This is a genomic window from Acinetobacter sp. CIP 102637, assembly GCF_000368425.1.
GTDB classification, from domain to species: Bacteria; Pseudomonadota; Gammaproteobacteria; order Pseudomonadales; family Moraxellaceae; genus Acinetobacter; species Acinetobacter parvus.
The window spans coordinates 1964800-1983063 of the sequence record NZ_KB849435.1; the positions used below are offsets into that span (position 1 = coordinate 1964800).

Annotated in this window: 15 protein-coding genes and 1 pseudogene; 12 read left to right on the forward strand and 4 right to left on the reverse strand. The window is 43.4% G+C overall.

From position 1 onward, the window contains the following. Nucleotides 1-7: 7 nt before the first annotated feature. On the forward strand, nucleotides 8-514 hold the full coding sequence (locus F967_RS12440) for a hypothetical protein (RefSeq protein ID WP_004680678.1): 507 nt from the start codon (nucleotides 8-10) through the stop codon (nucleotides 512-514). A 40-nt stretch (nucleotides 515-554) separates the two neighbouring features. Here the strand turns inward: F967_RS12440 and F967_RS12445 are convergent, their stop codons facing one another. Both F967_RS12445 and F967_RS12450 read right to left on the reverse strand, forming a co-directional pair. Next, a complete protein-coding gene (locus F967_RS12445) occupies nucleotides 555-809 on the reverse strand; it encodes a hypothetical protein (protein ID WP_228127117.1) in 255 nt (84 codons plus the stop codon). 21 nt (nucleotides 810-830) lie between these two features. After that, nucleotides 831-2252: a polyphosphate:AMP phosphotransferase gene (locus F967_RS12450; protein WP_004800247.1), complete on the reverse strand. Its 1422-nt coding sequence runs from the start codon at nucleotides 2250-2252 to the stop codon at nucleotides 831-833. A 204-nt stretch (nucleotides 2253-2456) separates the two neighbouring features. On the opposite strand from F967_RS12450, the gene F967_RS12455 reads away from it, so the two are divergent. The 5 genes from F967_RS12455 to mdh all read left to right on the forward strand — a co-directional run bounded on the left by F967_RS12455 (nucleotide 2457) and on the right by mdh (nucleotide 8296). Further along, the gene (locus tag F967_RS12455) at nucleotides 2457-3164 is read left to right on the forward strand and encodes a DUF8198 family protein (RefSeq protein ID WP_010589489.1); all 708 of its coding nucleotides are present in this window, start codon (nucleotides 2457-2459) and stop codon (nucleotides 3162-3164) included. A 193-nt stretch (nucleotides 3165-3357) separates the two neighbouring features. Continuing rightward, nucleotides 3358-4299 (forward strand): bifunctional demethylmenaquinone methyltransferase/2-methoxy-6-polyprenyl-1,4-benzoquinol methylase UbiE, encoded by a 942-nt coding sequence (gene ubiE, locus F967_RS12460; protein WP_004800249.1) that lies wholly within the window; start codon nucleotides 3358-3360, stop codon nucleotides 4297-4299. Nucleotides 4300-4309: 10 nt separating this feature from the next. After that, entirely contained in the window at nucleotides 4310-5020 is a 711-nt protein-coding gene (locus F967_RS12465) for a ubiquinone biosynthesis accessory factor UbiJ (protein ID WP_004800251.1), read from the forward strand. 12 nt (nucleotides 5021-5032) lie between these two features. Beyond that, a complete protein-coding gene (locus tag F967_RS12470) occupies nucleotides 5033-6652 on the forward strand; it encodes an ABC1 kinase family protein (protein ID WP_004800253.1) in 1620 nt (539 codons plus the stop codon). Between the two features lie 471 nt (nucleotides 6653-7123). Next, nucleotides 7124-8296 carry an iron-dependent methanol dehydrogenase gene (gene mdh / locus F967_RS12475; RefSeq protein ID WP_004674434.1) on the forward strand — a complete coding sequence of 391 codons (1173 nt, stop codon included), beginning with the start codon at nucleotides 7124-7126 and terminating at the stop codon, nucleotides 8294-8296. Between the two features lie 231 nt (nucleotides 8297-8527). On the opposite strand, the gene F967_RS12480 is transcribed toward mdh, so the two are convergent. After that, entirely contained in the window at nucleotides 8528-9709 is a 1182-nt protein-coding gene (locus F967_RS12480) for a helix-turn-helix domain-containing protein (protein WP_004800255.1), read from the reverse strand. Nucleotides 9710-9849: 140 nt separating this feature from the next. On the opposite strand from F967_RS12480, the gene F967_RS12485 reads away from it, so the two are divergent. Further along, the gene (locus F967_RS12485; RefSeq protein WP_004800258.1) at nucleotides 9850-11361 is read left to right on the forward strand and encodes an acetaldehyde dehydrogenase ExaC; all 1512 of its coding nucleotides are present in this window, start codon (nucleotides 9850-9852) and stop codon (nucleotides 11359-11361) included. 207 nt (nucleotides 11362-11568) lie between these two features. Here the strand turns inward: F967_RS12485 and F967_RS14240 are convergent. Then, a protein-coding gene (locus F967_RS14240) for an IS4-like element ISAba33 family transposase (RefSeq protein ID WP_155756416.1) occupies nucleotides 11569-12659 on the reverse strand; the annotation gives its coding sequence in 2 pieces (ribosomal slippage) (nucleotides 11569-12119 and nucleotides 12119-12659; 1092 coding nt in all). Nucleotides 12660-12951: 292 nt separating this feature from the next. Between F967_RS14240 and F967_RS12500 the strand changes: the two genes are divergently transcribed. The 5 genes and pseudogenes from F967_RS12500 (at nucleotide 12952) to F967_RS12520 (ending at nucleotide 18250) form a co-directional block, all read left to right on the forward strand. After that, entirely contained in the window at nucleotides 12952-14268 is a 1317-nt protein-coding gene (locus F967_RS12500; protein WP_004800261.1) for an FAD-dependent oxidoreductase, read from the forward strand. A 19-nt stretch (nucleotides 14269-14287) separates the two neighbouring features. Continuing rightward, a pseudogene (locus tag F967_RS14580) lies at nucleotides 14288-14417 on the forward strand (VOC family protein); the annotation flags it as partial. A gap of 140 nt (nucleotides 14418-14557) precedes the next feature. Continuing rightward, nucleotides 14558-15325, forward strand: a complete 768-nt coding sequence (gene hisIE / locus F967_RS12510) for a bifunctional phosphoribosyl-AMP cyclohydrolase/phosphoribosyl-ATP diphosphatase HisIE (RefSeq protein WP_004800264.1) — start codon at nucleotides 14558-14560, stop codon at nucleotides 15323-15325. A 9-nt stretch (nucleotides 15326-15334) separates the two neighbouring features. Beyond that, entirely contained in the window at nucleotides 15335-16843 is a 1509-nt protein-coding gene (locus tag F967_RS12515; RefSeq protein WP_004674426.1) for a UvrD-helicase domain-containing protein, read from the forward strand. Nucleotides 16844-16867: 24 nt separating this feature from the next. Further along, nucleotides 16868-18250, forward strand: a complete 1383-nt coding sequence (locus tag F967_RS12520) for an AAA family ATPase (RefSeq protein WP_004800267.1) — start codon at nucleotides 16868-16870, stop codon at nucleotides 18248-18250. Nucleotides 18251-18264 lie beyond the last annotated feature (14 nt).

Consider the following 18264-nt stretch of genomic DNA (forward strand, 5'->3'; position numbering starts at 1 on the left):
TAACTTTATGAAAATTGAAAAAATTCCTGATTCAATTGACCCAGGCTTAAATCTGGAACAAATCCGTGATGAATGTCTGGCGCGTACCAAGAAGACCGCCTACTGCTCTGCTGGCGCGGCCATTGTCCCCATTCCATTTTTCGATGTGGTGGTTGATTTAGGCATGCTCACGCAGATCATTCCTGATATTAATGCACGTTTTGGCCTAGCACCTGAACATATTAGCGTTTATGACCCAGAGACCAAGAAAGTTCACTGGGATGAACTGCGTAAACGTGGCTTCGAGTTGTCAGGTTTTGTGGTGGCACGTACCGCAATGAAAAAAACATTTAATGGTTTTTTCACCAAGATTGCCACCAAACAGGTGACTAAATTCATTCCTCTGGGTGGGCAACTGGTGGCCGCCAGCCTTGGCTATTTTATGATGCGTAAAATCACCGAGGCACATATTCAGGACTGCTACACACTTGCAAAACGGATTCAGCAAAAAAGCCGTAGTACGATTGTAGCTTAAAACATGAACATGACTGATCAGCCGACTATCAGTGATTCAGTCATTTCATCGAGTGTGTTAAATCGGCACAATCTTCAGCCTGAGCTTGTGTCATCACTCTTTTGCCTTGAATAATGGTTATTCTTTCTGCTGTTAATTCTCCATTTTCCCATATACATGAAATACTTGTCTTGCCCTCATCAGAGGGATGAACACCATAAATCATATACAGATAAAAGCCGATAAAGAATATAAAGCTCAATAACAAAGCAAGTATTAAAATGAAAAATATCTTAAACAGGCTCTTCCACATCATTGCCTACCCATCAGCAGCATCTTATTCATCCGCTTTTAATTGTTTCAATATGGCTTTTAACACCTCAATCCGTGCCGTATTTTTATCATCCGTCGCAATCACATGCCATGGCGCATAGTCGGTGGAGGTACGCTCAAACATATCCGCAGCGGCTTCAAGGTAGTCATCCCATTTATCACGGTTACGCCAATCCTCCTCGGTAATCTTAAAGCGCTTATGTGGGGTTTGTTCACGCTCCTTGAAACGGACGGCCTGTTCGTCCTTGCTAATCGCCAGCCAGATTTTGACAATCACCGTCTGGCTATCCACAAGGTTCTGTTCAAAACGGTTAATCTCATCATAGGCACGTTGCCATTCAACCACTGAGGCAAAACCCTCAACACGTTCCACCAGCACACGCCCATACCAGGTCCGATCAAAAATCGTGATCTTGCCGCCATCATTCAATCGTGTCCAAAACCTCCATAAATAAGGGCGACGTAATTCATAACGTTCAGGTGCAGCAATACTATGGATTTCATATTCACGTGGATCTAATTTTTTAACAATTCTTTTTATCGCTCCCCCTTTACCTGCAGCATCCATACCTTCAAAAGCAACAATCACTTTTCGTTCGTTGTAACGTAATGCATCAGCTACTTTTTTGGTTAATTTGTTCAATTTTTCTTTGTAGTCATCTTTATCTAAGCTTTGTTTTGAAGGTTCTAATAGTGCTGTGGGAATCTGTGCTTGTTGCCATTTTTCCGTGACTTTAGTTTGATGGTCAGGAAGTTCCTGAAGCGTTTGCAAAACATATTGTGCAAAGCACTGGTCGCGGTACTTTTCATCCTCGCCATTAATGATAAACCAGTCATCGGTGAACCTGTGGCTGAGGTTCTGCAAGGTATCGTATTGTTTTTTATTGCGCCAATCTAAACCATGTAATTTATGCCAATGTTGTTCGGACGCATCAATTTGGTCTAAGCGTTTTTGTAAAGACTTCCATGACAGGTCGAACCAGACCTTAACCACATGCACATGGTTATGTTGCAAATCATGTTCAAACGCACGCATTTGCTCAACATAGCCATCAAACAACGCCTCATTTAATGGCTTGGACACATGCATTGCCGTTGCCAGCAAGTCACTGTACCAGTTGCCAAACATCACCACGATCTGACCTTCGGCAGGAATGAAGCGTGTATAGGATTGCCAAAATGTCTGGTTATTTGTCAATAGCTTTGGGGCATCCGCCTTGACTTTCAGGTAACGTGGATCAAGCCACTCACGTAACTGCTTGACCGCCTCACCTTTCCCTGCTAATTCAATCCCACTTACTAAAATCAGAACACTTTTTGCATTTTTTTTATCTTGGCTATCTTTTAAGGCATATTGTGCTTCAATCAAATCTAAAGACAACGCATCTTCATCACGTAATTCAAATTTTGGTTGTTGTATACTCATATTCGGCTCTAAATGGCTCATTATTAAGAATAAGTATAATGAAATCTATTTCACTGCATGCAAAACCCTTGTACAGTTTCTGTAGAACTCAATCCGTGTATCAACATAGTGACCGATTGTTGGACATTTAGGGTTTATGCTGTCATGGTTCTCAGTTATGATGCGCCCTATGATTTTCTGGTTTTATTTTATTTGAGTTCGAATATGTCAAAACTCGCTGCATTTGATCATCTTTTATTACAATACCAAACTCTGAATTACCACCAAAATACAGCACTTAAGCAACGTCTGCATGAAGTACAAGCGTGGATGAAAGCACGCATCGCAGAAACCCATAAAGAATTTTTTGCTCTGCCTGAAAATCAACTGATGGCACAGTATTTTCTCAATCGTTTGTATGGCGGTCCTGATTTTGAGGCAATTGCACAGCAAATCGAACGCCTGTTGAAATATGCACATAAAGCAGAGAGCTTACTCCCTGAAAATGCAATTAAAACAGGAACAAAATCGGTCAGTCTTGCTGTACTTGCCACTCAACTCGATGAACAAGTCGCAGAACAACTACTCAAAGATTATCCTTTGGAAACACCACTAACTGATGAAATCATGCGCCAGACCTTAGTCAAACTCGATCAAGGCGATGTACGTTATGAACAATTACAATTACTTGACGAGCTTGGTCTCACATTAGATAAGTATATGCGCTCTACGATGATGTATGCGGCTTTTAAAATGTGTAAAGGCATTGCAACCAAATATCAATTTGAACCTATGTACGATTTTATCCAAGAAGGTTTTGCTGCAATGAAGCCTATGAAGTCTGCTGCAACGTTTATCAAAACATTTACCGCAAAAGAACGCGAGATCATTGAGAAAGTCCATTCAGGGCATCCAGATCCTTTCCGCAGTTAAATGCTGGACTATTCCAATCCCTCTACCAAGAGGGATTTTTTTCATCTTCACATAAAAAATTAAAACACTTTTTGGAAAGTGACTTTCTGTATATTATTCATAACAATGATATGCTAGACCCTGTAAAAAAATACAAAATCTGTCATGATGCATGCTGATTCGTGCCGCTAGAGCGAAAGTTTAGGAGAAAACAATGTCTAACGAAAACCAACAGCCCACCCCAGAAGTTGAGCAAAACCCAGGTTCAGACAAAGTCAGTCCTTTCCTCAGCACACCGCTTCCGCAGGGAGCGCCACAAGGTCAACAGCAATCTTTACAACAGGATTTGACCTCAGCACCAACAGGTTCCGTACCGAAATACAACCTGCCGCGTGGTGCCAATACAGGTAATGTTGGCGCAACCACCCATTTTGGCTATCAAACTGTCAGCAGCGATGAAAAAGCACAGAAAGTGGCGGAAGTGTTCCATTCCGTCGCCAGCAAATACGACATCATGAATGACCTGATGTCATTCGGTATCCATCGTATTTGGAAACGTTTTGCCATTAACATGTCAGGCGTGCGTCGTGGACAGCATGTACTGGATATTGCTGGTGGTACAGGTGACTTAGCAAAAGTATTTAGCCGTGAAGTCGGTCCACAAGGTCATGTCGTACTGTCAGATATTAACGAATCTATGTTAAATGTAGGTCGTGATCGTCTGCTTGATGCAGGCTGTACTAACGTTGATTTTGTGCTTGCCAATGCAGAAACGCTAGAGCCATTTGCAGACAATAGTTTTGACCTCGTCACCATCAGTTTTGGTTTACGTAACGTGACCGATAAGGATGCAGCACTTGCAGCCATGTACCGTGTACTTAAGCCAGGTGGCCGCTTACTGATCCTCGAATTTTCCAAACCTGTGTTTGAGCCATTTTCAAAGCTCTACGATCTTTACTCATTCACGGCCCTGCCAATCATGGGTAAACTGGTTGCAAATGATTCTGAAAGTTATAAATATCTTGCAGAATCTATTCGTATGCATCCAGACCAACGTACCCTCAAAGGTATGATGGAAAATGCAGGCTTCCAAAGCTGTGACTACCATAACCTCACTGGTGGTATTGTTGCAGTTCACCGCGGATTCAAACTTTAAGGCTTAAGATATGTGGTCGATTTTAGCACTCGGTGCAGTCGAACGTATCATTCATCATGTGATTGATTTGGATGCGATAACACGTATTCAACTCAATCAACTGCAAGGGCAATTATTACGTATTGTGATTGATAGCCCACAACTCTCAGTTGATGTTTTTTTTGATGAAAATAAAGTTCGTCTGGAACCTACCGTGACTGGACACAGTCCAACCCCATCAATATTTGAACAGCGTCCCTACGATGTCCAAAATAAAATTACAGATGCCACAGCCACCCTGCATGTCGCCAATGTGGTCGAATTAGTCAAACTCCTGCTCAGTGATATGGACCAGATTGGCAATATTCCACTGCAAGGTGACTATCATTTATTGCAGGATATCCAGCGTATCATACAGCAGGCAGAACCTGACCTTGCCGCACATCTCTCTCCGTGGATTGGTCCTCAGCTGGCGCATGAACTGGGTAAGATTCAGCTTGCACCGAAGCAGCTCAAACGCTCATTGCAAAGCCATCTGTTCTTTGTTGAAGATGCCCTAAAAGAAGATAGCGGCTTATTTGCCCCACGCTGGCAAATGGATGACCTGAATCGGGAGACCCGCCAGCTCAATCAGGAAGTAGACCGTCTGGAAGCCAGATTTCAGCAATTACAGGCCCAATTGAAACCCCTCCTAACCTCCCCTCAAAAAGGGGAGGAATTATTGAACCCCACACAAAACTAGGTAAGATTTTATATGATTCCGCATGTTAGACGGTTACTCGAACTCTGGCGTATTGCAGCACATTATCGCCTTGACACTTTATTTCCTGCGGAAGAATTACCTGTAAAAGCCCAACATGCCTTGGGTGTGATTAAAATGCATCCTGCGGCTTGGTCACGCCGTGAAAAAAAGAATCCGCTTAAACTCAAGGAAGCACTGGAAGAGATGGGGCCTTTGGCAATTAAGCTGGGTCAACTCCTCTCTACCCGTCGCGACCTGATTCCACCAGAACTCTTATCGCAACTGGTGCTGTTACAAGACCGTGTAAAGCCCTATGACACCCAGTTGGCCAAACAGCGGATTCAGGAATCTCTCAAGGCCGATGTTGGCACATTGTTTGCCCGTTTTGATGAACAGCCACTTGCCGCCGCCTCGATTGCGCAAGTGCATACCGCCGCATTGCATGATGGCCGTGAGGTGGTGGTGAAAGTCACCCGTCCTGATATTCACAACCAGATTCTTCGGGACTTTGAAATTCTGGCATGGCTGGGGAATTGGCTGGAAAACCGTCTGGAAGCTGCCCGTGCCCTGCACCTGTCCGAGATTATTCAGGACTACCGTCAGATCATTTTAAATGAGCTTGACCTGAGTCTAGAAGCGGACAATACTCGCCGAATGCGTCATTACTTTACAGGCTCCAGCATGATGTATGTACCTGAAGTCTATATGGACAGTAAAGACGTGATGGTGGCTGAACGCATCACGGGTGTGCCTATTTCAGATATCGCGACCTTTGATCGTTTGGGTATGGATCGTGCAGACCTGGCTGAAAAAGGTTTAACCATCTTCTTTACCCAGGTATTTCGAGACAACTTTTTCCATGCGGACATGCACCCTGGCAATGTCTTTGTTGAAACCATTAACCCAAGCAATCCACGCTTTATTGCACTGGACTGTGCCATTATGGGTGAGCTGTCCAAGTCTGACCAGATGACGGTTGCTCGGATGCTGCTGGCGGTGATGAATAGCAACTTTATGCAGTTGATTCAGATTGTGCATCAGGCTGGCTGGATTCCACCAGGAACCGATCAGGATGCACTGGCACGTGAAATGCGTCGTACCGTTGGCCCTATGGTGTCCAAGCCGATGGATCAACTGGATTTTGCAGGCATCCTGATTCAGGTGATGGATATTGCACGGCGTTTCCATCTGGAAATTCCACCACAACTCATGTTGCTTTTAAAAACGCTGGTCCATGTTGAAGGTCTGGGCACTGACCTTTACCCACAACTGGACATCTGGAAACTGGCAAAACCGATTCTCACTGAATGGGTCAAGGCCAATATGAATCCAGTGAAAAATTTCAAGGAAATTGGTCAGCAAATTCCTGATTTATTATTGGGCGCACAGGACTTGCCTAGCCTGTTGATTGACAGCCTCAATGGCTTGAAAAACCAGTCAGCCTGGCATGATAAACAGCTGAAAGAAATTCAGCAGATGCGTTTGCAAATGCAGCAGCAGCAACGTCGTAGCTGGATGTTTGGCAGCACCATGCTGATTTTGCTGACCATTGCCATTATTACGCCGTGGTTTGTCTCAATTGTCTTAATTGTATTGAGTAGCTTGTTGGCGCTGTGGCGTATTATGAAATAAGCCACACCCGCCTATAAACAAGGGACTTTTTAGCTTCAAGTATGATGGGGTGCGACTGGCTCCTCATCACGGCCAGTTAATAAATATAAAGATTCAAGTGAAAGGACTTATATACTTCCGTTTTAAATCTTCGTATAAATGATTAATATTCCAAACCCTTTCAATTGAGTAAAACCATTTCCTGCTGAACGCCTCATTTTAACTCTTCCATCCAGCTCGTAAAAACCAAATTAAGAATTTGATTTAATTAAAATATTATGCCATCAACTGTGGTTTTAAACTATTTCCAAGAAAACCCTCCCCCCTGTTGTGTTGGATATCAGAACCACTTCTCCTGTTTCCAATGCTACCCCATTTATTTATTGGTAGGTTTTTGGTAGGTGGGAAAAAAATTTAACCCTCCCATACTAGACCTACAGTGATGAGATCACTGAATAACAAACAATGGATTATGGAAGAAGGAATCACTCCATGGCTTTTAAGAATATTGCAGATCAAACAAACGGTTTTTACATCCCTTGCGTGTCACTTTTTGGCCCTGGCTGTGCCAAAGAAATTGGAACGAAAGCTCAAAATCTCGGCGCTAAAAAAGCCTTGATTGTAACGGACGAAGGCTTATTTAAATTTGGTGTAGCCAATACCATTGCAGAATATTTAAAAGATGCTGGCGTAGACAGTCATATCTTTGCTGGGGCAGAACCCAATCCAACAGATATCAATGTACATCATGGCGTACAGGCCTATAATGACAATGGCTGCGATTTCATCGTTTCTTTAGGCGGTGGTTCCTCCCATGACTGCGCCAAAGGAATCGGCCTGGTAACAGCTGGCGGTGGACATATCCGTGATTATGAAGGCATTGATAAAAGCACTGTTCCCATGACACCGTTGATTGCAATCAATACAACGGCGGGAACAGCATCTGAAATGACCCGTTTCTGTATCATTACCAACACCGACACCCATGTAAAAATGGCAATCGTCGATTGGCGCTGTACCCCACTGATTGCAATTGACGATCCTAAACTCATGGTGGCCAAACCTGCTGGCTTGACCGCCGCAACTGGCATGGACGCTTTAACGCATGCGGTAGAAGCCTATGTTTCCACAGCAGCAAATCCAATTACCGATGCATGTGCAGAAAAGGCCATTACCATGATTAGCCAGTGGTTACGCCCCGCTGTCGCCAATGGCGAAAATATTGAGGCACGTGACGCGATGAGTTATGCACAGTATTTGGCGGGTATGGCGTTTAACAACGCATCTCTTGGTTATGTCCATGCGATGGCGCATCAATTAGGTGGGTTCTATAACCTGCCGCATGGTGTATGCAATGCGGTACTGCTACCTCATGTCTGTGAATTCAACTTAATTGCCTGTCAGGATCGTTATGCAAAAATTGCAGAATTGATGGGTGTAAATACTGACGGCTTTACTGAAACTGAAGCTGCATTCGCGGCCATTGATGCCATTCGGGAATTATCATCCTCAATTGGAATCCCATCTGGCCTGAATGAACTTGGCGTAAAAACTGAGGATCTTGCAATCATGGCTGAAAATGCCCAAAAGGATGCATGCATGCTGACCAATCCGCGTAAGGCGACTCACGCCCAGGTTGTGGAGATCTTCAAGGCAGCACTCTGACCTTTCTGTTAAAAGTAAGTCAAAGCCTCCGAGAACCAGCTTACTTTTTTGTGGGAATAGCCAACTGGTGATATTCCCACTTTTTTTATTATAAATTCTTGATCTCAGTTCATAAGCACTGAACTAATATCCTGATATACATTTGATTTCTTTAATCATTAAACCAAAAATAAAATATGGCCTCACTTTGCACGTCAACAGCAGCTTTTTATGAAATGCCACACGCAAGCTCTAGTACACATCTCTAAACTTATGCAGTGATAAATGCGCCGAATGCTCTGAGGGCAATAACTCCATCAGGCGTTCAACCGCATCTATTGCCTCTGGGAAATGAGCAACATGCTTCAGTAAAAGATCCGTTTCTGTGGTCTTAAAAATCGCGTCACTTAAACGCGATTCCAGGCAATCCCGCCATGCACATAAAAAAGGGCTTTCTGTCTTGGCCAAAAACACCCCCTTGTATAACTGTAGCGCAGAAGCTACATAACCAGAATCAAGCGCCTGTTCCGCCAAAAGAAAATCAGCCTCCACATCCGCCAATAAACGATAGGGCCTTGAACCCAGCATCCCTCCCAGAATATCCCTGAGTTGTGACATTTCAGCTTTCAATGTGCCAATGCTGACCTTACGCTCACCATATAGGGCCTGGTGTAATTTTTCTAGATTTAAACCATTTGGACACAGCACCAAAATTGCTAAAATTTCAATTTGACGTGGTGTAAGAACCAACGATTTACCATTAAAGAAGATTTGCGGGGTTGAAAAAGCCCGAATATACAAATGTTGCCTTTGCTGATCAATAAGTGCGGTTTGAATGATGGAGGCACAACGCTCTGCTGCCAGAACCCCTAGACTATTGTGTTTTTTCCAGGTGGTTGATAAATCGACCACACCCAGTACCTGTTTGGAATAAGGGTCGATAATTGGGGCTGCATAACAAACCCAGTCATGGATGGACTCCATATAGTGTTCATTGGAAAATACACAGCTGGATTGTTGGGTTTTTAATGACAGGGCCAAAGCATTGGTTCCAACCACCTCCTCTGCCCACTGCCCACCTGCAATGAAATGTACCTTTTCAGCGGCACTTTGCATTTGTGCACTTGAAGCAGTCCATATAATGGTACTTCCCACATCACCGACAGCGATCACCATCGAGGATTGTGCGGCAATATGGCCCAGTTCACTGGAACAGGCATTTAAGGCCTTATCCAGACTGGTTTTATGTTTTTTATTGTGGTTGAGCAAAGGTGCTGCCAAACGCTCCTTTGGAATTGAAGACAGCACTGATCGCTGCCAAGAACTCGCAATACTCTGCTCTAACTTCTCAGCGCTTTGGGGAGACAGGCTATTTTGATGCTTTAACTGATCAATAGACTGTCTTTGCCGTATCAGCTCTTGTTTTGTAAACATTTGTGTATCCCTCACACTTGAGCATGCTTTCCAACCTTTCTCCAACCTTCACCCTTATATGCTAGTCAAATAGCGTACAAAAGTACCTTATACCAAAGCTGTAGACGCTTAAGATCAATTATAAGCAAAGGAATATATATATGCGTTACATCGATCCGAATCAACCAGATTCCAAAGTCCAGTTTAAAGCACAGTATGAAAACTTTATTGGTGGCCAATGGGTAGCTCCTGTAAGAGGAGAATACTTCGACAACGTTTCACCTGTCGATGGCAAAGTATTTACAAAAATACCGCGTTCCTCGGTTGAAGACATTGAACTTGCACTTGATGCAGCCCATAAAGCAAAGGCTGAATGGAATAAAAGTTCTCCAACAGTGCGTTCAAATATCTTGCTCAAAATTGCTGATCGCATGGAAGCAAACCTTGAAATGCTTGCGGTTGCGGAAACTTGGGATAATGGCAAGCCAGTTCGTGAAACATTGGCAGCTGACATTCCACTGGCAATTGATCATTTCCGTTATTTTGCAGGTTGTATCCGTGCACAGGAAGGCGGCATTTCAGAAATTGATGACGACACCATTGCCTATCACTTCCATGAACCATTGGGTGTCGTGGGTCAGATCATTCCGTGGAATTTCCCAATTTTGATGGCGGCATGGAAACTTGCTCCTGCGCTTGCGGCAGGAAACTGTGTCGTATTAAAACCAGCAGAACAAACACCTGCAAGCATTCTACTCGTTTTAGAGTTAATCCAAGATATTCTACCTGCTGGTGTGTTAAACGTTGTGAATGGCTATGGTGCTGAAGTGGGTCGGCCACTGGCAACCAATCCACGTATCGCTAAAATTGCATTTACAGGTTCAACCCAGGTTGGACAGTTGATTATGCAATATGCGACAGAAAACATTATTCCAGTGACACTCGAACTGGGTGGTAAATCTCCGAATATTTTCTTTGAAGATATTATGGATAAAGAAGATGATTTTCTTGATAAAGCACTTGAAGGCTTTGCAATGTTCGCACTCAATCAAGGCGAGATTTGTACTTGTCCCTCTCGTGCCTTGGTTCAGGAAAGCATCGCAGACGCATTTCTAGAAAAAGCCATTGAGCGTGTCAAGCGAATCAAGGTTGGCCATCCTTTAGATACTGAAACCATGATTGGTGCTCAAGCTTCTCTAGAACAGCAAGAGAAAATTTTACGCTGCATCAGTACAGGTCGTGAAGAAGGTGCTGAACTTCTTACAGGTGGTAGCGCCAGACAAGAGGTTGGTGAAGGTTTCTATATCGAACCAACGGTGTTTAAAGGTCATAACAGCATGCAAATTTTCCAGGAGGAAATTTTTGGTCCTGTGCTTTCAGTAACGACATTTAAAGACTTTGATGAAGCCATTAAAATCGCAAACGACACCATCTATGGCCTGGGTGCGGGCGTATGGGCTCGTTCCGCACATACCTCATATCGTGCGGGCCGTGCGGTGGAAGCAGGCCGTGTATGGACCAACTGCTATCATATTTATCCTGCACATGCGGCATTCGGTGGCTATAAGAAGTCAGGCATTGGTCGTGAAAACCATCGCATGATGTTAGACCATTATCAACAAACCAAGAATCTTTTAGTGAGCTACTCAACCAAACCAGCTGGATTCTTCTAATCACGACATCCATGTCATTCTTTTTGAAAAGGGCGAATGTATATGACATTTGCCCTTTTTATTTATTCACTCAACCACGATCCACCTACGTTGCAACGATGTTTTCAAACTCATTGTAATTAGGCGGCACATAGAATTTTAGCAAGGCATCCTTTCTGATTTAACAAATTAAAATCTTATAAATTTTCGCTCTGTACACGACAAATTTCATAGGATCCTTGTCCTATCAGGCTTTTTCTTTCTTAAAATTGCTAGCACTTTCTTAAATTCTTCTTTTTTTCCAAAACCAATCAAACGTAGAATAGCCATTTGAACATAGTCCAAACCGTAGCGAAATAAACTTACTGAAAGTCGTCCATGCTTCTTTATTTTTATCGCTTTTTTTCGATCATGTTGCCATTCACCTGTTAAATAGCACCAACAGAAACCGATAGCTAGCACTGCTATCAATTTCTTGACTCGTCTAGGGTCTGTTAAACGAGTATTTTCAAGATTGAATCCACGTCCTTTGAGACAACTAAATAACGTTTCGATTTCCCAGCGTAATGCATAATCACGAATAGCAGAAGCATTAAACATAGGAGAAACAACAAGTAAAAGTTCTCCATCTTCTAATCGTAGCGCACTAATATACAGTTTCACTCGACCAACCCAAATACGTCGTTTACGACATTCAGTTTGACCAACTTGAAGATGACGAAATAAATCACTAATTTTATGATTCTTGGCTAAGTGATTGGTCACAATGAAGTTTTTTTAACACGTATACAAAAGTTAATGTCATTTTCAATTAACCATGTAAACCATTTCTCACCGATAAATTCTCTGTCTGCGAACACATTCACAATACGGTCTTTACCAAAAATGGAGATAAAGCGTTGAATCAAAGCAATACGCTCTTTTGTATCTGAATTTCCCCGTTTATTGAGCAATGTCCAAACTATAGGTATGGCTATTCCACGATAGACGATGGCTAACATCAAGATATTGATATCTCGTTTCCCCCATTTCCAGTTGGTTCTATCCAAAGTTAATTGGACTTTATCGAATAAAAATATATTGAAAATTAACTGAGAAATTTGACGATAATCGAAATACTGACCTGCAAAGAAGCGTTGTATACGTCGATAAAATGATTGTGGTAAGCACTTGATGGGTAAGGCTTTAGATGCAGAAGAAAGATTACATGTCTGTTTTACAATTAATGCAATCATAATCAGTGTAAAACATTTTACATGTGACTTGTTCCACTTTAGATATTTGTTTAAGATGAGATGTAACTCATTGAAATGTGTCATCATATTCGTCGTCAGAAAACAAGTATTATGCCATTATTTCAATGAGTTATCTTTTTTTGTCGTGTACAAAGAAATTTTCGGATTACTTTACTTGAATCCAACTGTTATCTTTTAGATTTAAATAGGTAAAATTCTTAACGCATCCCGACTTTAATCTTTATTGGTCAAACTAGTTATTGTTCTTCCACCTCGAAATTGATTTGCCAGCTATTATCAAACGTTGGGAAGTGGTATAGGATTAAGTCGCATTCTCTTTAAAAACAACCCAATAACGACTGCATAAGAACAAACAATGAAAACACCCCATTTTGCGATTATTGGGGCGGGTACAGCAGGACTCGCCACTGCCATTTTACTGGCCCGTCAGGGTCATCTGGTCACCATTTTTGAACAGGTGGATGAGCTCGCGCCTGTGGGTGCAGGCTTATTATTACAACCTGCTGGCCTGGCAGTCTTTGAACATCTTGGTGTACTTGATGCAGCCTTAAAACTTGGAGCAAAAGTTACAGGGCTGGAGGGAAAACTTGCCGATCAGCGTCTGTTGGTCAATAGCCATTACCATCAGGCTGGAAATCATCTTTACGGTTTAGGCATACATCGCGCCACCTTATGTCATGTGCTGATGCAAAAGTTGGCTGAATATTCCAGCCAGATCAACTGGAAAATGGGACATGGCGTTGATCAGATTCAGGAAAGTACCCATGAGGTTCGACTCATCGGGTCTTATCAACAACAGAAATTTGATGCCTGTTTTGATGCTGTCCTGATTGCCAATGGCGCACGAAGCCAACTTCGCCCCAAAGACTGGGTTAAGGTTGATCAGGCTTATCCATGGGGTGCTGCATGGAGTATTGTGCCTGAATGTCCTGTATTGGACTCTGAAATCCTGCATCAATTTTATGATCGTTCCAAGATCATGATGGGGATTTTACCGACAGGTACAATCCCCTCTGCACCACAACAGCGACTTTCCAGCATCTTCTGGAGTTTGCCCACCGCACAACTGCAATCATTTTTAAAGGATGAATCGGCAAAGCGGCAATGGTTAAAGCAGGTTTCAGATCGCTGGCCTGATGTGGCTGAATGGTTGAAACAGCTTTTGGCTGATCAACAAAATCAATCTCAGTGGTTGTCAGCCCAATACCGTGATGTGGTGATGTCCCAGTTTGGACAAGCGCGAATTGGGGTGATCGGTGATGCTGCCCATGCCATGAGCCCTCAACTCGGGCAAGGGGCCAATATGGCTTTGTTGGATGCATGGGCCTTTTCACAGTCCTTGCAGCGTGCCAGGAAAAATCAGCAGATTGACTGGGCAGTGTTGTGGCAAAACTATCACCAACAGCGTCGTTCTTCGACCCAGTTCTATCAATTCCTCAGTCGTTTACTGACACCTCTATATCAATCCGATCATTGGTGGGCGGGTAGCATACGTGATCTTACTTTTCCGTGGATGTATCAAATTCCCTATTTCCGTAAAGAAATGGCGATGACCATTTCAGGCTTAAAAACGGGTATGTTCGAACAAATGAGCTATCAACAAGTCGCACAATATACTGAACGCGATAATACGTTCAGTAGAAAAAGTGAGTCTTTGCCTGAATATGAATAACCTCAAAAAGAGCTGAATTATGAAAATTAGCCATTTAGATCACTTAGTTCTGACAGTTGCTGATATTAAAACCACCTGCCAATTTTATCACTCCGCATTGAATTTTGAGGTCATCAGCTTTGGTGAAAAACCGAAAGGCACTGCAATACCCTTTCTCGAAATAGAAAACAAAAAAACTCATGAGTACTTATATCCAATCCAGCCCCTAAAGCATTTTTTACCCAACAAGCATAGCCAACCCTAGCCACAAACGCTAAACTAGCTGCTTTGCCCACAACGGATTTCACGCATGTCAAACTGGTTAGATGAAGTTAAATTTGATTCCAATGGTCTTGTTCCTGCCATTGCACAACATCATCAAACTGGTCGAGTGTTAATGGTTGCATGGATGAATCGTGAAGCATTACAACTGACGGCTGAAAAAAATCAAGTCGTGTATTACTCACGTTCACGTCAAAAATTGTGGCACAAAGGCGAAGAATCAGGGCATTTCCAAACAGTGCATGAAATTCGTTTGGATTGCGATGCTGATGTAATTATTCTGCAAATTGAACAGCATGGTGGTATTGCTTGCCATACAGGTCGTGAGTCTTGCTTCTATCGCAAACTCACCCCTCAAGGTTGGGAAATTGTTGATGCTCAACTGAAAGATCCGACTGCAATTTACGGCGCATCTGCGAAAGTCGAAGCACACGATCATGGTCAGGCTGAACAAGTCGACGTACTCAGTCACTTAGGTCGTTTGATGCAAGAACGCAAAAAAGCTGAAGCAGATAGTTCTTATGTTGCCAGCCTATACAAAAAAGGCATCAATAAAATTTTAGAAAAAGTCGGCGAAGAAAGCATCGAAAGCATTATTGCAGCCAAAGATTATGCAGCACATGCCTCTTTAGAAAATAAGCATGATCTGATTTATGAAGTTGCAGATTTATGGTTCCACAGTATCGTCATGCTTGGTTACTTTGACCTTGATCCACAAGAAGTCCTTGATGAACTCGCGCGTCGCCAAGGTCTTTCTGGTTTGGTTGAAAAAGCCAACCGCAGCAAAGAGGCGTAACCCATTCCTGTGTCGAGTATCGAAAAACCCAAAGCCACCTATGAGCAGGCAGTTGCCATAGACAATGCCCGTTTAGGGCAGTCCTTTAAAGTGATTGCCTATGCTGGCACAGGTAAAACCACGACGTTGCAAATGATCAGTGACGCCATGCCCGAACGGCGTGGTATGTATTTGGCATTTAACAAGGCCATCGCATCTGAAGCGCAAAACAAGTTTCATGGCAATGTGAACTGCCGTACCTTTCACTCGCTTGCTTTCCGCAGCGTACCGCGTGGCGTGACTGATAAATTACGCCTGCCCCGTCTCAGCCCAAGCTTTATCGCGAAAGAATATCGGCTGGAACCGATTACCCTAAGGCGTTTAATGGGTGGACGTTATGAAAAATATGTGTTGATGCCAAGCCGCTTGGCGAGTTTGGTTGCCAATGCGGTCAGCTATTTCTGCTCGACTAGCTCACAATACCCTGCCCCTCGCCATATTCAAGCACCAAGCTGGTTGCATCAAGATGATATTGAATCGTTACAACAGCACTTATATCCAGCAGTTGAACGCCGTTGGTTAGAGTCAATTGATCAAAACCATCAGGCAGGGATTGGTCACGATATTTACCTCAAACTTTGGGCATTATCAGAACCTAATATTCCAACAGATTATGTTTTGTTTGATGAAGCACAAGATGCTGATCCACTCATGTTGGGTATTTTACTACGTCAAAAAAGCACACAAGTGATTTATGTCGGTGATGCACATCAGCAAATCTATGCTTGGCGTGGCGCGGTCAATGCTATGCAGCAAATGCCATTGCATGAAAGTCGCTTAACGACTTCATTCCGTTTTGGTGATGCGATTGCTGATGTTGCCAATAGTCTGCTTGGTGCATTAAACGAAACTGTTCCGTTATTGGGCAATCCAAATGTTAAATCGAGTGTGGTGAATAAACCCCATACCAAAATGCGTGATGCAATTTTGTGTCGTACCAATGCGCGTGCAATGGAATTACTGCTTTCAGGCTTGCTGCATGGTGATAAGGTCAGCCTGCAAGCCGACCATCAAAAACTCAGTCGCTTTGTCGATGCCGCCAGTTTACTGAAACAGGGCAAACGAATTACCGATGTGCCTGAACTGGCGTGGTTTAATTCATGGCATGATGTGCATGAGTATTGTGAAACCAATGATGGCAGTGACATCAAGCCTTTGGTCAAGCTGGTGGATGAACATGGTACTGAACCATTGAAAAAGGCATTGGCGAAAATTACCCCGATTGAACAGGCAGACTATGTGATCTCAACCGCGCATAAGGCCAAGGGGCTGGAATGGAATCGGGTGCATATTGAAGATGATTACCAGTTCAAGATTAACGGACTGGAACATAAAATTACAGATGAGGAATTAAGACTACTTTACGTCGCCTGTACGCGTGCTAAAGTAAGTTTAAATATCCATCATCTTTATGACCTGATACAACAATTAAAGCTAAAACAAAGCGCTCCCTCAAGTCTTCGCCAGTCCGTAGGTTAAAGCGCTCGTGACTGAGGTGAACTTATGCAACTTGAATCGGTTCTATTTAAGCATGTTGGCAGGTTTCGGGACTTAAACATTGAGTTTCAACCTGAACAATATCCGATTACCCTGATTCTGGGTGACCAGTCCACAGGTAAAACCACCATTCTAAAAAATATCTATCAGGCTCTGACCTGGTTTTCGGCACGCTATAAGGATATTCGTACTGCGGGTGTTGTGATTGCGGATCAGGACATTATGCTGACTCGGCTACAGGCCAAAATCCAGATTCAGGTACACATGAGTGAGGAACTCAATCATGGCTTGACTGAAAGTAGCGCTGCACAGGCAGCCGACACACAACGCTGTAGCTGGAAACTCTACAAAACCTTTAATAGTCAGGGGGTGGGAATTAGCCAGGTTGAAAGCCAGCAGCTTGACCAGATGGTGACCCTATACCAAAAGATGAATCAACAGGACCCCTTGCTGGGTTTGCCAATGATTGCCTACTATCCTGCGGAACGTTTTGTACACGAAGTGAATCTACAGAGTAAAAATGTGCCAGGCACCTTGCAGGACATTTCAGCCTATGATTTAACACCCATTCCCTACACCACCTTTGCACGTTTTTTTGAATGGTTGCGGGAAATCAGCGATGTCGAGAATGCGCACTCGGCCCATATTGTCAGACGCCTGATGGGTAACGATTTTAACCAGCAGAATCAGTCCGAAATATTACAAGAATTGCAACTGGAACTGGTCAAGCACCCCAAACAGCTCTCGGCACCCAACCTGCATGCCCTGAAAACCAGCCTGAATACCGTTTTTCCCAAGCTGCAAGACCTTTACATTCAGTATGTTCCCAAGCTGCAACTGATGGTGCGTTATGAAGATCGGGTGATGCCATTTCAGCAACTGTCTGCATCAGAAAAAACCTGGATTGCGCTGGTGGGTGATATTAGCCGCCGATTATGCCTGCTCAATCAACATAGCTTTAATCCATGTCTGGAGGGCGAGGGCATCCTGCTGATTGACCACGTGGATATGCAGTTGGACCAAAATGCATGTGCCGAAATTCTTGAGCGCTTGCATGAGGCATTTCCCCGCCTGCAAATCATTGTGACAGGCAACCGTGATGAGTTGCTTGAACATGCGCTGCATTATCAGTGCCTAAAACTGGATCAGCACGGTATTTACCCAATTCAGCTGGAGGCATCACAACAGCAGCTTTCCGCCTTATATCAGGATTTGGTGCAGCCTGAACCAGAGAGTGAGACCCAAACCCTACCACTCCTGCCCTCTGAACCGACATTAACCAAAATGGATGCATTATTCCACCAGATACAGGCACTGAATCCACAGGAAAAGTCTGATTTATTGAATTTGCTCAAGATTGATGACACACCACAACAAAGCCCACTTTGAAATACGGTTCAATG